This is a genomic window from Halobaculum magnesiiphilum (assembly GCF_019823105.1).
GTDB classification, from domain to species: domain Archaea; phylum Halobacteriota; class Halobacteria; order Halobacteriales; family Haloferacaceae; genus Halobaculum; species Halobaculum magnesiiphilum.
Genome location: NZ_CP081960.1, coordinates 454130 through 467450 on the forward strand (window position 1 = coordinate 454130; position 13321 = coordinate 467450).

Here is a 13321-nt window from a genome sequence, read left to right on the forward strand (position 1 = left end):
CCCCCACTATGTCCGCGGTTCTCTTGCGGACCAGTGTCCCCGCTGATGAAGTCGAACGTTCTCGGGCCGAAACGAGTTCGTTCAGTTCTAGTATCTTTCAAAACACCTAATCAAAACTCAACTTCTACTGCCATACGGACTAACTCGTGTTTGTGTGATATAAATCCACCGGGTTTCTAGAACAGCAACCTCCCCCGGGGGACACCTGATCGCCAGAACAGCGGACAAAGTGGAGGGGGTGTGTCCGAACGCCATTATATACATTTTATACCATCTCCCGGAACAGCGGAAACGGCGGACGCTCCGGACACTCCGGACGCGGTGGTTTTATCATTCGTCCCACGTATGTACCGACGACTACCAATGGGGATGTTCGAGCGGGATACAGATATCTACCGCGACCGCGACGCCCTCCGGGAGGATTATCAACCGGAGCAGTTGGTCGGCCGCGATGAGGAGCTCGACACCTACCGCGCCGCGCTCCAACCCGTGATCAACGGGGAACAGCCGAACAACGTCTTCCTCTACGGGAAGACCGGGGTAGGGAAGACCGCGGCGACCCGGTACCTTCTGCAACACCTCCAGGAGGACGCCGCACACTACGACGACATCGAGCTCACCGTCGTCGCGCTCAACTGTGACGGGCTGACCTCGTCGTATCAGGTCGCGACGCGGCTCGTCAATGAGTTCCGGGACGACACCGAACAGATATCCACAACCGGGTATCCGCGGGCCAGCGTCTACGAGATGTTGTGGAGCGAACTCGACGAGTGCGGCGGGACGATCCTCATCGTTCTCGACGAGGTCGATCACGTCGAGGACGACTCGATCCTCTATCAGCTCCCGCGTGCCCGGGCGAACGGGAACCTCTCGACGGCGAAGATCGGGATCGTCGGCATCTCCAACGATTTCTCGTTTCGCGACGACCTCTCCCCGAAGGTTCGGTCCTCGCTGTGTGAACAGGAGATCCACTTCCCCGCCTACGACGCGACGGACCTCCAGAAGATCCTCGAACAGCGCGTCGAAGTCGCGTTCCACGACGGCGTCCTCGATCCCGGCGTCATCCCGCTGTGTGCCGCCTACGGGGCGAAGGACGCCGGTGACGCCCGCCAGTCGATCGACCTGCTGATGAAGGCCGGCGACCTCGCTCGCGACGACGACACCGAGCGAGTCGCCGAGGAACACGTCGAACGCGGACGTCGCGCGCTCGAACGCGGTCGGATCAAGGAGGGGATCACCGGATTGACCCAGCACGGGCATCTCGTTCTCTACGCCCTTCTCACGCTCGATCTCGAGAACGAGGCTCCGGTCCGTTCGCGGGACGTTCGGCCGCGGTACACACGCTTCGCCGAGATGGCCGACCGCGATCCGCTCGTTCCCCGCCGAATGCGCGATCACCTCTCGGAACTGGCGATGTTGGGTATCATCTCGGTGACTGAGCGAAACGAGGGTCGGCGTGGCGGCACCTATCGTGAATACGCGCTCGACATGGACGTCGACCTGCTCCTCGACGCGATGGCGGACACCGTTCAGGACGTCGGTGTTCACCAGTCGGTGAAGGAGTTCCTCCTCGAAGACCCGACTGACGACTTCACCGACGCTCGCGTCTCGGACTTCGCGGAAGACTGATCGCGGCACGACCGACCGCTGACCTCCGAGACTCCTTGCGACACCGGGACCGCTCCAGAGTAGCCGCAGCAGCGATCAGTAACAGCGGACGAGGTGGTGTGGCGAGGAAGCGAGTAGAAGGAAGCGAGTAAATCGCCTCGGGGTCAAGCCCCGAGGCTTTCGCGTGGACTCCCGTTCTATGCCTCAGTAGAGGCAGGGGGGACGTACTCCCCGCTTACATTCAGCGTCCCGCGATTCAAGCGCACATCTACGGGTGCGCCTCCATCGTCTGCGTTTTGCCGACGACGGAGATACTGCAAACCGATGTTCTTGGAAGCGTTGTAGTCCGCGTGGTTCTCGTACCCACACTGCTGACACTCGAACGCTGCTCCTGACCGATTGGCGTCGTGGGTAAACCCACACATCGAGCAACGCTTCGACGTATTTCGGGGGTCAACCTGTACGGCCTCGATACCGAGTTCTTCGGCCTTGTATTCGACGTACTCATAGAGACGTCGGAACGCCCAGATGTGTTGCCACGTCGCCTCGGTGATGTTCTCCCGAATGTGGGTCAAGTCCTCGAACACGATGTGCGAACAGTCATTTTCGACGGCCTCCCCGGTAAGTTCGTTCGCCACCGTGTGCAGGTGTATTTCGAACCGCCCGTACTCTTTCTGCCCCACTGACTCGATGTTTTCGTGGGCGTGACGAGAGCCACACTGCTGGAGCGAGCCACGACGCCTCTCGTATTCTCGACGCCAGTGGTTGAACTCGTCTGCCGACCAGAACACCCCAGTCGAAGTGACCGCGAGGTTGTTCACGCCCAAATCCACACCAAGGACTGTTCTGTGCTTGGAATCGGATTCAGACAGTTCCTCGTCGGCTTCGACTTTCCGCATGGATGCGTGCAAGTACCAGTTGCCGTCGCGGTACTGCAAGTGCGCCATCCGAAACTCGAAATCCTGGTCGGAGACGTACTTCGTCGGCGGAATCTCCGAGTCGTCGGGAAGGATGTAATCACACTCAATGCGCCCGTCTACGGTCGAAAGCGATACGTGGTCACGGTGGAACGTTGCACTCCGCTTATCGTACACTGCGCTGTCTGCCGAGAAGTGGGGTTTCGACGTGTTCTCACCACGTTCAAGACGCGAGACTCCGCTTTTGGTGGCTTCGACAGCGCGACGAATCCCTTTCTGGACGAGATTCGCGGTAAGGTCGGTTTCGTCGCGGAGTTGGTCGTACAGAGCGCGTTCGGCTTTGGCTTTGGAGGTGACGTGGTAGCCGTCGTTACCGTGCCAGCACCACTCACTTGCGGTGTTGGCGCAGTGTTTGAACTGCTCGACCGTCTCTCGAAGGGAGGCGTCGGCTCCTTCGGGAGTGTCGAGTTTGATCACGGCGGTACGACGGTATTCCACTGTGTTTTCACAAATACTGTCTGTGTTACTTATATGCCTGGGAGTCGGCCTACCATCGTAACGTGGTTTGTGTCATCGGTTGTCCGCTTCCTCCCCGACCTCAAGGGTCGGGGCATCCGCCTTGTACCGCTTGTGAAATAATGGCTTGAACGGGAACGGGGGATCGGAGTACCGTATTCGGAATTCGAACAGCGGACGAGGTGGTGTGAAAGCTCCGGACACGGTGGTGTAGATCCGGCCGTCTGTGGGTCAGGTTCACCACTCATCCACGGTCACCGCCCCGGCGACCAGACAACTCGACCGGGCCAGCGACGTATCCCTGTCCATCACAACAGCGGACACAGTGGTGTCGATGCGGCTCGAACGGTTCGGTACAGCCGCTCGAACTCGCCGCGCGTCCTTCCGACTCGCCCGCGGAGGGAACAACTGACACTCATTCGACGCAGCTGACAGTCTCGGTTCGATCAGAATTCGAAGGTATTAGAGCCATATACCGCTGATTCCATGAAGAACTCTTCCGAATCGAGGTCACCGGACACCACCGCGTCCGCTGTTCTGCTCGCGCCTTACCGTGAACAGCGGACATTGTGGTGTGACAACCACCGCACTGACTTGCGTATCTGAGATCGGACGCCGTCGACGGCGCTTCGACCGCCCGCGCCGAAGGCGGGCGGACGGCCCCTCGACCTACTCGCCTTTGACGTGAATCTCCTCGTATCGATCCGTCGCGGCTTTCGGCAGCGAGATCATACACACGCCGTCGTTGAGTTCCGCCTCGGCGCCGCCGGCCCTGACGACCGCCGGGAGCGTGACCATCCGCTCGACGGTGGTCGGGCGCTCGCGCGCGACGACGGTGTCGGTCTCTCCGATCTCCTCCTCACGTGTTGCGTCGATCAACAGCGTCTGTTGATCGATACGCACCCGAATGTCGTCGGCGTCATAGCCGGGGAGGTCGACGTAGGCGATGACCGAATCGCCCGCGTCGACGATGTCGACGTCCGGGTACGCGAACCGCTGTTGGTTTGGCTGGAACGTCGGCTCCTGCGTGGATTGCGTGACGTTCCAGTCGGTCGCCTGCGATGTCTCGCCGCCGCGCGACTCGACCTGCGTTTCGTTGAATGGGAAACTGGACATCCGATTCTCTCAGGTGGTTACTTCTGCGGCTGCTGCGATTGCTGGGGCTGCTGACCCAGTCGGGCCTGCTGGCCGACGCCCCGCTCGCTCGGGGACATCTGGACCGAGCCGTTCCGGAGCACCGTCGAGGCCTGTTGGATCTGCGCGTTCAGCTCCTGATGCGCCGGGTCGTTCGGCTGCTGCTGGAGCTCCTGAAGCGCCTGTTGGAGGTTCTGAGCGACGGTTTGCCGGAACGATTCCGCGAACGGGGACCGGCGGAGGATCAGCTTGCGCTCCGCTTCGACCATCGTCTCCAGGTCCTCGGTGATCCGTGCGACGGCGGAGTTGCCGTTCTCCAGCGCGTACACGTTCGCCTGCTCGAGAGTGCGTTCAAGTTCCTGCAGCGTCGTGGCGATCTGTCGACCGTCGGCCTGCGTCACCTGTTGCGAGGGGGATCCGGCCTGTTGAATTCCCTGACTCACTGCCGGAGGCTGTGCCTGCATGGACGGTGACTGCCTCTGCGGGACCTGGTAACTCGGCTGTCCCTGCTGAGCGACCTGCGGCTGCTGAGCGACCTGCGGCTGCTGACCGAACTGCCCCTGTTGACCGACCTGCGGTTGCTGGCCGAATTGCGACTGCTGTCCGAACTGCGGTTGCTGGCCGAACTGCGGCTGCTGACCGAACTGGGACTGCTGGCTGGTAGATAAACTAGACTCGGTACCGTACTGTCCGGGCTGCTGTTGCGGAATCTGGCTCATAGGTGGTTCGCTTCGCGTTGACGCTCCTCGATGCGATATCCGAACACGGCAACGGAATCACGCACACGTTAGCATCACTTGGATTCCCGAGGCGCGCTCCTTGCGAAGCATACGAGAAGCGTGTCGGCACCAGTATTGTTATGAACCAGTCGGTAACTTCGACACCAGACCTACTCACACGAAGCTCACACTTAGTGATCCGTGGTGACGTGGGACTCGCGTAACGTAGGTGGATCATACTCCCATACGATCGACGTGCTACGGTGAGAAGTCCCACTGTCGTTACACGATCCTGCTATCTTATCATACAAACAACTAGTTCGTCCCTTCGAGCCCGACGCGACGGACGGATCGGACACATCGACCGGCGACCACCGCCGGTGCTCCAACCCACTTTTCCCGCGGTCGACCAGCGATACGGAAACTGAAAGCGGAGACACGGAAACCAACAGGTACCTCGAACCCGTACTGGGTCGTATGAGCGACGACACGCGAACTTCGCGACGGGTCCCCAAGCGCTGGCTCGACGTCCTGGAACTGGCTATCGACGAGGGCATCGAACGCGAGGGCGGGGTCACGCTCTCGGCAGAGGACCTCCGCGTCGAGGTGCCGCTGGCGTTCGGCGACGACGCCGACCGGGCGGAGTGGGGATTCGACGGCTCGGTCACCGTCGAGACGGACGGAACGAGGGGGACGCTCGCCGAGTGGTATCACCTCCACCGCGAATCGCTCCCGGACCCCCACGGCGACACCGATCGCATCGCGGCGCCTAACGACGGCGGCGACTGACGCCGACGGGGTTCCGCCCTCACAATCCCGGCGTCCGAACGACACAGGGGCGTTCGGTTCCGGGATGGCCGATACCCAGCCGGCCGATCACCCCGGATCGAGTATCGCCAGACTCGCCGGCAGCTGAGGGATGTATTCGGGCTTCCGGGGGCCACACTGTTATTGTCGCTGACGGAGATATTCCTCGTGTGAGCGATGTTGTTATCGTCGGCGGCGGTCCAGCCGGCCTGACCGCGGCGCTGTTCGCACAGAAGAACGGGCTCGAGGCGACCGTCCTCGACACGGACGGGACGTGGCTGCACAAGGCCCATCTGTTCAACTATCCCGGGATCGGTTCGGTCGACGGCTCCGTGTATCTGGAAACGCTCCGGGGGCAGGTCGACTCCTTCGGGGTCGACCGGCTCCAGGGGGCCGAGGCGACCGATGTCGAGCAAACCGACCAAGGATTCCGCGTCGATACCGACGATGACGCCGTCGAGGGACGGTATCTCGTCCTCGCGACGGGCGCCAAGCGCGATCTCGCGGAGGCGCTCGGTTGCGCGTTCGACGGCGATGTCGTCGACGTCGACGTGACTATGGAGACGAGCGTCGACGGCGCCTACGCGACGGGTGCGATGGTTCGTGCAGAGGAGTGGCAGGCCGTCATCTCCGCGGGCGACGGCGCCGCCGCGGCGCTCAACATCCTTTCGGAGGAGAAGGGAGAGCACTATCACGACTTCGACGTCCCGAGCGACGCCGACGCCGTCTTCGGCGGGATGGCCGACGAGGAGTAGTTGATCGCTCTCGGGAACGGATCGCCCACCTCGATTTCTGATCGTTGGGATGACGTTCGTTTCAGCGAACGCGGCGGACGGAGGAGTGAGAGCTGCTGTGTTTTGTCAAACTTCGAGTTCGACGTCCACAGCGTCACCGGCAGTCGCACCGTCATCCGTGAGGGAGTACACCCGCTTTCGAGCGTCGCGCAAACAGATGGACTCGTTCACCAATCCTGCGTCTTCGAGTCGACCGAGGGCCGTCCGAACGGTCCGGGCCGACAGGGCCGTCTCCTCGACCAGTTGCGTCTGTGTTCGCTGGTCGTCGCGATCCAACACGAAGTGAACGAGTTTCGCACTCGGCGGGAGGTCGGCGAAGACGTCGGAATCCGGCGCCGATCCGTCGGTCGCCGTCCCCGTAGTTGCAGCGCCGTTCTCCGTCGATTCGGTCGTCGATTGCGTCTGATGGGTGCCGGTCATAGTCAAGGAAATCCGCCATCGGCCCTCCGATTGGGTCGGACGTGGGGTCTCATATCCGTGTACGGGTCGGGATGACTTACCCGTTTCCGGGCGTTCACGTCACCCAGTTACACCGATGTTACCACGACGACGGCTTGGAGCAGACGAAGTCGAATGCCACCTCTGTCAGTCTCTCCAGATCGCCGTCACGACCCGACTGTCGGTTTCGACCGTCTCGAACTCGTACCCTCGGTCGGTCAACTTCGGATACAGGTGTTGAGGTGCGCGATCGTTGAGCTGAACCAAGACGGTGTCGTCCCCGATCTCCGCGAGCCGTTCCAGCGTGTTCTGAAGCGGTTGGGGCGGTGGGAGCTCCCGTGCGTCCAACGTCTCACGATGGCGGTCGTTCGGTGCGGCCGTCTCCGCGATGATATCGCCGATCGCGTCCATGGTACAGTATCCAACTCCCGCTATCCAAGCGGTTTTCCCGAATATGTTCTCTCGATCGGCGACTATACGCCGAGGTGACGAAATCGCGAGGTCACCGACTCGATGGCGACGTGTCGATCGAGGACCGTCGGGCCGAGTTCCCACTTGAGTTCGCGAGACTTCGGGCACGATCGGATTCAAAACGGTGCGTCGGGAGTCCCACGACCCGCATTCTCCGTTTGCATCGGTCGGTCGGTCGGGTTCGAACCGACATCGGGGCTGTCCTCGGGGACGACGGTCACATCGCCGGTCTCGATGTACTTCTCCTCGAGTTCGGCGAGTTGGTCGTTGATCGCGTCGCTTTGGTGGTGCATCGGGGCCGCACGGACTCTGACGAGATCGTACTCGTGTCGGTCGGAGAGTCCGTTCCACGCCCGGAACGATCCGATCGTCAGCGTGTGCGTCTGGGGGCAAAACGGCGTGGTCGGCGTGAATTCCGCCCGGAGGACACGTTCGATCGGATCCTCGGAGAGTACATTCTCGCCGCCCTCCCGCTCGACGGCGTACCGGTATCCCGCGCTTCGATGACGGGTGTCGAGGTTCAGTCGAGCGAGGTTGTAATTGAAGGTCATGTCGTAGACCTTCCGTTCCTCGAAGATATCACGCGTCAGTCTGTGGAACGCGGCGTGATCGCGCCCATCGAGCACGTCGTGCCCCTCGAGAAACTCGAAGACTGTCGGTTGGGTATCCGGCACGAACTCGCCGTAGCTATCGAACAGCGAACCGTCGTCGTCACCGAACGGGGACGGGAATCCCGGCATATGCAGGATTAGGTCGGCAACCAGTGTACCAGTAACCCCGGAGATGTTCGCGGCACAGGTGGATCGCCGAACTCGTCTACCCTGATCAGTGGACGTGGACGCGAACGACGTGCCCGCCACAGCCGCACTGTTCGATGTACTCCCAGTCGAGGTCGCTCCCGTCGAACTCCTCCTCTAACGTTGGGTAAAGGTATTCCGACGGATGCCCGTGATCGCCATGGGTGACCAAATTGACGTGGTTTCCGCCGGCCGTGTGTTCGATCGCGTCGACCGCCTGTCGACGGACCAGGTCGCGATCCGAAGCGTGTTCCGGTTTCTCGAGGTTCGCGGACCACGATGTGTCGTGAACTCGGTCGGTGACAGGCTGCACGTCCCCGTGGTCGTGGTCGTCGTGGGTGCTCATCGCCCGAGGGTACGTGTCCGATACCGGTAAGCCCCTGCCCGAACACGTTCGATTCCGCACTCCGAGCTGACTTCTCACGTTCCCGCATGCGATACCGGGGATTCGAACCGCGTTCAGGTGGCCTCCTCGATGTAGTCGAGTTGCGCCTCCAGTTCGGCTCGACGCTGGCGTTTGATCAGGGTCGCGTCGAGAACACCACCGACGAGGGCGATATCGAGCGCGAACTCGGTCGTCGCCTCGATTTCGGTTCCGTCCGGAACCGACGTGAGCGTGAACGCGGTCCGCATCTCCTCAAAGATCCCTTCGCGTTGCTCGTAGGCGAAGGCCGCGTCAGAATCGTCGACGACGGCCAGTTCGAGTTCGATCTCGGCGACGCCGACGTCGTTGGCGACGCGGATCGTCCGCCCGTCCACGTCGACTTCGTCGAAGCCTGCCGCGAGGGTGAACTGTTCGAGCTCCTGCATCGCCGCCCGGATCTCGGTTCGCGACGCGTCTATCGTTCTGGTGATCGTGACTGATTGCATGGTGAACCTGTCAGTAACCCACGACTGAAGTCGTGGGCTTGTCAGTGGACTCCCCTTCTGCCGTCGCGTTGACGGAGGCGGTGTAATCGCCGTTTAGGTTCAGCGTCCCTGACTTCAGCGCACACTGACAGGGAGCGCCTCCACTCGAAGACGTTTGCCCCGAGTGGAGTCGTTTCAAGAGTTTCCGAGCAACATTCTTACTCGCGTTGTAATCCGCGTTCAGTTCGTACTCGCACTTCTGACACACGAACTGGTGTTTTGACCGTCGATTGCTCTCGTGGGTAAACCCACACGACGAACACCGCTGGCTCGTGTACGCCGGACTCACTTGTTCGACTTCGATGCCGAATACCTCAGCCTTGTACTCGACGTACTGGTACAGGCGTCGGAACGCCCACGCGTGGAACCGCTTCGCTCCAGCCATCCGGTCACGAATCCCGGTCAGATTCTCGAACGCGATATGCGTACACCCGTGGTCGCGGGCTTCGTCGAGAATCTGGTTCGAAGCACGGTGGAGCTCGTCCTGCATCCAACGGTGTTCGCGGTCGTTCATCGACTGAATCGACAGGTGTGCCGACCGCGTTCCTGTCTGTTGCATCGACCCACGAGTCTTCTCGAACTCTCGGCGTCGATGGTTCATCTCGTCGGCGTTCCCGATGAATGCGCCTGTTGAAGTCACGGCGAGCGAACCGTCCACGTTCAGATCAACACCAAGGACTGTTCTGTGCTTGGTGTTGGAAGAAGTAGTTGTGGATTTCTTGTCATTTTCGAGTTGGCGCATCCGTGCGTGGAGGTAGAACGAGTCTGTGGAGCGATCGTACTGTAACGTGGACATCCGGAACTCATAGTCCTCGTTCAACAGGTAGTCACCAATCGGTGTCCCCTTAGCGTCGTAGGGAATCACGTAGTCGCACTCAACACGACCATTCACTGTGGACAGAGAGACGTGGTCGCGGTGGAACGTTGCACTTCGTTTGTCGTAGACGACGCTCCACGCATCGAAGTGCGGTTGACTCGTCTTGTCGCCTTTTTTGAGTCGGGCGAGACCGCTTTTGGTGGCCTCGATAGCCCGTCGAATCCCTTTCTGGACGAGGTTCGCGGTCAACTCCGTTTCGTTACGAAGTTGGTTGTAGAGGGCGTTTTCGGCTTTCTGTTTCGAGGTTATACAGTAGTCGTTCGGGTGTTTCCACGCCCACTCTGCCGTCGTATTGGCACAGTGGAGGAACTGGGTTTTCGTCTGATGGAGGTCGTCGCACCGCTCTGTGGGTACGTCGAGTTTGATTTTGACGGTGCGAATCACATTCTCCATCTGTGTTTCACATTTCAAACTATCTATTTATATATTCTACGGGTGGCGTGGGGGAGTCGGCCTGCAATCGTTCGTGGGGTGATTCGAGGCTTGTCGGATTCCTCCCACGGCTCAAGCCGTGGGCTTCCTCCTTGCATCTCTGTGAAACAGTGTCCGACAGACTGTGATCGATCCCGGTGAACGAACGGCCCGCTTCGGCCGTGTTCCGGATCACGTCACAGTCTGCGGGTGTCCACAGACACTGTAGTGTCGCGTACATTCTCGATCAACACGGTCCCTTCCGCGAATATGTTCGGAGAGACAGTGAGGGAGACGGACGCGCTAGCGAACGGTATGGGCGCGATGCCGGGAAACATCGAGACGGATCACCAACCCCCGATGACGGTCCCGTTGCGTCACTTCGTTGTGGGGCTCGGATTCCTCCTCGGGGGTGTGCTCGTCGGCATCGGGATCGCTGCCGACGCCGTTCCCGGGCTCGGAACGCTCGTGCACGTCCATCTGTTGTTGGCGGGGTGGATCTGCATCACTATCATGGGGGCGATGACGCAGTTCGTGCCGGTCTGGTCCGGGGTGACGCTCTACTCTCGTCGGCTCGCGACCGTGCAGTTGGCACTCGTCGCATGTGGGATATTGGGGTTCAGTATCGCTCTCGTATTCAACATGCTCGGGTGGCTCGTTCCGTTCGGGATCCTCATGCTCGCCGGGTTCTGGACCTTTGTCTACAACATCGTCCGGACGATGATTCCGATGGAGTCGTACGACGTGACCGAGCGGCACTTTCTCATCGCGCTCGGGTTCTTCGTCTTGCTCACGTCCCTGGGACTGCTGCTCGCTATCGGATTCACGAGACCGGTGTTCGGAGACCTCCCGATCGCTCGTGGGGACGTCGTCATGGCGCACGCGACGCTCGCCGTGTTCGGTGCAGTGCTCACGACAGTCTACGGCGCGCTCTACCAGTTGGGGACGATGTTCACGCAGACCGAACTCCACGGGATCGATGACTACCTCCGCCCCGTCGAGGAACTCGGGCACCCCGTCGGTGTCGTCCTTCTCGCGCTCGGTCGTCTCGTCGATATCATTGCTGTCGCTCGCCTCGGCGGCGTGCTCGTGTTGGCGGCGGCCCTCGCGTTCGCCATCGTCCTCGCCCGGAGACTGTACGAGATGCAGGTTCCCCGAACGCCGATGCACACGCGATACGCGGTCGTCGTCCCGGCGTTGACCGCGTGGGCGCTGGCTACCGTCCCGACATGGCTGCGTGATCCGACCGCTGCGGACTCCCTGTTCGGTGCACCGACGGCCGTCCACCTCTTCGTCCTCGGTACCGTCGGGTTCGTCGTCCTCGGAACCCTCTATCACATCGTCCCGTTCATCGTCTGGGTTCACCGATACAGCGACCTGCTCGGGTTCGAGGACGTACCCATGATCGACGATCTCTACGACGATCGATTAGCTGCCGCGGACGCGACCCTGCTGGTCGTGGGGACGCTCGTGCTCGTTCTCTCGGACGTGTTCCAACTCCCGCCGAGCGCTCAGGTGATCGGCGGCGGGGTGGTGACGATCGGTGTCGTCGTCTTCACCGCAAACATGCTTCGCGTCATCCGAATACACAGCCCGCATTCCCTGAGTCAGATCCTGTTGGGATCGCTCGACCCACGACGGAAGGCCGTACAAGCCGCCGAGTCCGATCCGAGTAAGTGAGGACGGAATCGGTACAGTGGTGTCACACGGATGCAAGGTGGAAGCCCACTGCTTTCGCCGTGGGAGGAATTCGACCCACGAGTACGTTGACCACGTTGCCTCGATCGTCCGCGAAAGCGTCGGCCGTGTCCGGGCCGGCAAGACGCCGGTCAACTACCCCACCCTACTTCGCTCACCTTGACGGGTTTGCTCGTTGAGGGTGGGGCGTATCCGTGAACTCGGCTTCGAACCCGTCTGGGTGATCAGTCCTCGGGCCGGGGCGAAAGGACGATCAGCGCGGTGCTGTCCTCGAGTGCGCGCGGAGAAATCTCACGCTCACCTTCGAATCGGGCGATGTCGCCGGCGGTCACCTCGTATCGATCGTCGTCGAGTTTGACCTCGACCGTTCCCTCGACGAGATAGAAGACGATGTCGCGGCCGGGGTGTGAATGTGGCGCGACTTCGTCGCCCTCGGAGAGTCGGAGTCGGATCGTCTTCGGCTCCGAATCGGGAAAGACGTTCGCGTGGGGCTGTCCATCGATGTCCATGAGCGTTCGGATCTCCGTCATGACTCTCGTGTGTGTGGGTCGAATCGGTCGCGCTGTAGCCCCTCCCGAACCGGTTCGTGTTCGGCGTGGGTCGGCGGGGGCGCGGTAACGAGCATCGCCTCCAGGCTCGAATCGTCGTCAGCCTTGACGCCCCGATCGGTATCGGCCTCGACGACGACGACATCGCCGGCCTCGACGTGGTGTTCCGTCTCCCCGTCGCGGACGGTACCGGTTCCGGACCGGACGTGGATCGCAACGTCGCTTGAGGGAGCGTGGACGGGAATGAACTGACCCGGCTGGAAGTACCCGCACACGACCTTCATCCGATCGCTGCGGAACACTTCGACGGCGGAAAATTGGTCGTCGTCGTAGCCTCTTTCAGCGTCGAAGTCGGTCGCGGTCATGCTGTCTCCTTCGCTTGATGTTCTTGCCAGGCCGAACGAGATTCGGTGCCTGCGTCGCCGCCGGTCGAGAGCATCACGCCGTGACACCTCCGTTGCGGCGGTGTCGAGGACCCTGTGAGCTGATCGACGTTCCTATTTTAGGGGTGCCTAAACACATCACCTGAACGTTGGTCGGTGGACACGAAAAGACCTGTTGCGAACATGTTACTCGCGGAATACCCTAACTGAACATGTTCGTCGGTGCACTCACGGTGACGACGCGACATGGATCTCGCATGAATCGAGCGTGTGGCCGCGACTCCGGGACCGACT

15 protein-coding genes are annotated in these 13321 nt (G+C 61.2%); 4 read left to right on the plus strand and 11 right to left on the minus strand.

Features of this window, described 5'->3' with window-relative positions:
* Positions 1-363 precede the first annotated feature (363 nt).
* Entirely contained in the window at positions 364-1629 is a 1266-nt protein-coding gene (locus K6T50_RS18630; RefSeq protein WP_222609329.1) for an orc1/cdc6 family replication initiation protein, read from the plus strand.
* A gap of 176 nt (positions 1630-1805) precedes the next feature.
* Here K6T50_RS18630 and K6T50_RS18635 read toward each other — a convergent pair whose 3' ends face one another.
* From K6T50_RS18635 to K6T50_RS18645, 3 genes are all read right to left on the minus strand, one after another.
* Positions 1806-3023 carry an RNA-guided endonuclease InsQ/TnpB family protein gene (locus K6T50_RS18635; RefSeq protein WP_222609330.1) on the minus strand — a complete coding sequence of 406 codons (1218 nt, stop codon included), beginning with the start codon at positions 3021-3023 and terminating at the stop codon, positions 1806-1808.
* 687 nt (positions 3024-3710) lie between these two features.
* Positions 3711-4157 (minus strand): Hsp20/alpha crystallin family protein, encoded by a 447-nt coding sequence (locus tag K6T50_RS18640; protein WP_222609331.1) that lies wholly within the window; start codon positions 4155-4157, stop codon positions 3711-3713.
* A 17-nt stretch (positions 4158-4174) separates the two neighbouring features.
* Positions 4175-4894: a hypothetical protein gene (locus K6T50_RS18645; protein WP_222609332.1), complete on the minus strand. Its 720-nt coding sequence runs from the start codon at positions 4892-4894 to the stop codon at positions 4175-4177.
* A gap of 477 nt (positions 4895-5371) precedes the next feature.
* On the opposite strand from K6T50_RS18645, the gene K6T50_RS18650 reads away from it, so the two are divergent.
* Both K6T50_RS18650 and K6T50_RS18655 read left to right on the plus strand, forming a co-directional pair.
* Entirely contained in the window at positions 5372-5683 is a 312-nt protein-coding gene (locus K6T50_RS18650; protein WP_222609333.1) for a hypothetical protein, read from the plus strand.
* Between the two features lie 188 nt (positions 5684-5871).
* A complete protein-coding gene (locus K6T50_RS18655; RefSeq protein ID WP_222609334.1) occupies positions 5872-6456 on the plus strand; it encodes an FAD-dependent oxidoreductase in 585 nt (194 codons plus the stop codon).
* 105 nt (positions 6457-6561) lie between these two features.
* Here the strand turns inward: K6T50_RS18655 and K6T50_RS19365 are convergent, their stop codons facing one another.
* The 6 genes from K6T50_RS19365 to K6T50_RS18685 form a co-directional block, all read right to left on the minus strand.
* Complete coding sequence (locus K6T50_RS19365) at positions 6562-6915, minus strand: helix-turn-helix transcriptional regulator (protein ID WP_222609335.1); 354 nt, start codon at positions 6913-6915, stop codon at positions 6562-6564.
* Between the two features lie 165 nt (positions 6916-7080).
* A complete protein-coding gene (locus tag K6T50_RS18665) occupies positions 7081-7344 on the minus strand; it encodes a DUF2249 domain-containing protein (protein ID WP_222609336.1) in 264 nt (87 codons plus the stop codon).
* Positions 7345-7520: 176 nt separating this feature from the next.
* Positions 7521-8144 carry a DUF7998 family protein gene (locus K6T50_RS18670; protein ID WP_222609578.1) on the minus strand — a complete coding sequence of 208 codons (624 nt, stop codon included), beginning with the start codon at positions 8142-8144 and terminating at the stop codon, positions 7521-7523.
* An 85-nt stretch (positions 8145-8229) separates the two neighbouring features.
* Entirely contained in the window at positions 8230-8547 is a 318-nt protein-coding gene (locus K6T50_RS18675; RefSeq protein ID WP_222609337.1) for a CGCGG family putative rSAM-modified RiPP protein, read from the minus strand.
* Between the two features lie 113 nt (positions 8548-8660).
* Positions 8661-9071: an SRPBCC family protein gene (locus K6T50_RS18680; RefSeq protein ID WP_222609338.1), complete on the minus strand. Its 411-nt coding sequence runs from the start codon at positions 9069-9071 to the stop codon at positions 8661-8663.
* Between the two features lie 10 nt (positions 9072-9081).
* Positions 9082-10380 (minus strand): RNA-guided endonuclease InsQ/TnpB family protein, encoded by a 1299-nt coding sequence (locus tag K6T50_RS18685; protein WP_222609339.1) that lies wholly within the window; start codon positions 10378-10380, stop codon positions 9082-9084.
* 333 nt (positions 10381-10713) lie between these two features.
* Here K6T50_RS18685 and K6T50_RS18690 point away from each other — a divergent pair, with 333 nt between their 5' ends.
* Entirely contained in the window at positions 10714-12078 is a 1365-nt protein-coding gene (locus K6T50_RS18690) for a hypothetical protein (protein ID WP_222609579.1), read from the plus strand.
* Between the two features lie 242 nt (positions 12079-12320).
* Here K6T50_RS18690 and K6T50_RS18695 read toward each other — a convergent pair whose 3' ends face one another.
* Both K6T50_RS18695 and K6T50_RS18700 read right to left on the minus strand, forming a co-directional pair.
* Positions 12321-12605: a cupin domain-containing protein gene (locus K6T50_RS18695; RefSeq protein WP_225935474.1), complete on the minus strand. Its 285-nt coding sequence runs from the start codon at positions 12603-12605 to the stop codon at positions 12321-12323.
* A 17-nt stretch (positions 12606-12622) separates the two neighbouring features.
* The gene (locus K6T50_RS18700) at positions 12623-13009 is read right to left on the minus strand and encodes a cupin domain-containing protein (RefSeq protein ID WP_222609341.1); all 387 of its coding nucleotides are present in this window, start codon (positions 13007-13009) and stop codon (positions 12623-12625) included.
* Positions 13010-13321: the final 312 nt, after the last annotated feature.

What these genes read in the sequence shown, in the direction of transcription:
- K6T50_RS18630 (WP_222609329.1), top strand. Translation starts at nt 364, where the DNA reads ATGGGGATGTTCGAGCGGGATACAGATATCTACCGCGACCGCGACGCC.
- K6T50_RS18640 (WP_222609331.1), bottom strand. Translation starts at nt 4,157, where the DNA reads ATGTCCAGTTTCCCATTCAACGAAACGCAGGTCGAGTCGCGCGGCGGC.
- K6T50_RS18645 (WP_222609332.1), bottom strand. Translation starts at nt 4,894, where the DNA reads ATGAGCCAGATTCCGCAACAGCAGCCCGGACAGTACGGTACCGAGTCT.
- K6T50_RS18650 (WP_222609333.1), top strand. Translation starts at nt 5,372, where the DNA reads ATGAGCGACGACACGCGAACTTCGCGACGGGTCCCCAAGCGCTGGCTC.
- K6T50_RS19365 (WP_222609335.1), bottom strand. Translation starts at nt 6,915, where the DNA reads ATGACCGGCACCCATCAGACGCAATCGACGACCGAATCGACGGAGAAC.
- K6T50_RS18665 (WP_222609336.1), bottom strand. Translation starts at nt 7,344, where the DNA reads ATGGACGCGATCGGCGATATCATCGCGGAGACGGCCGCACCGAACGAC.
- K6T50_RS18670 (WP_222609578.1), bottom strand. Translation starts at nt 8,144, where the DNA reads ATGCCGGGATTCCCGTCCCCGTTCGGTGACGACGACGGTTCGCTGTTC.
- K6T50_RS18675 (WP_222609337.1), bottom strand. Translation starts at nt 8,547, where the DNA reads ATGAGCACCCACGACGACCACGACCACGGGGACGTGCAGCCTGTCACC.
- K6T50_RS18680 (WP_222609338.1), bottom strand. Translation starts at nt 9,071, where the DNA reads ATGCAATCAGTCACGATCACCAGAACGATAGACGCGTCGCGAACCGAG.
- K6T50_RS18685 (WP_222609339.1), bottom strand. Translation starts at nt 10,380, where the DNA reads ATGGAGAATGTGATTCGCACCGTCAAAATCAAACTCGACGTACCCACA.
- K6T50_RS18690 (WP_222609579.1), top strand. Translation starts at nt 10,714, where the DNA reads ATGGGCGCGATGCCGGGAAACATCGAGACGGATCACCAACCCCCGATG.
- K6T50_RS18695 (WP_225935474.1), bottom strand. Translation starts at nt 12,605, where the DNA reads ATGGACATCGATGGACAGCCCCACGCGAACGTCTTTCCCGATTCGGAG.
- K6T50_RS18700 (WP_222609341.1), bottom strand. Translation starts at nt 13,009, where the DNA reads ATGACCGCGACCGACTTCGACGCTGAAAGAGGCTACGACGACGACCAA.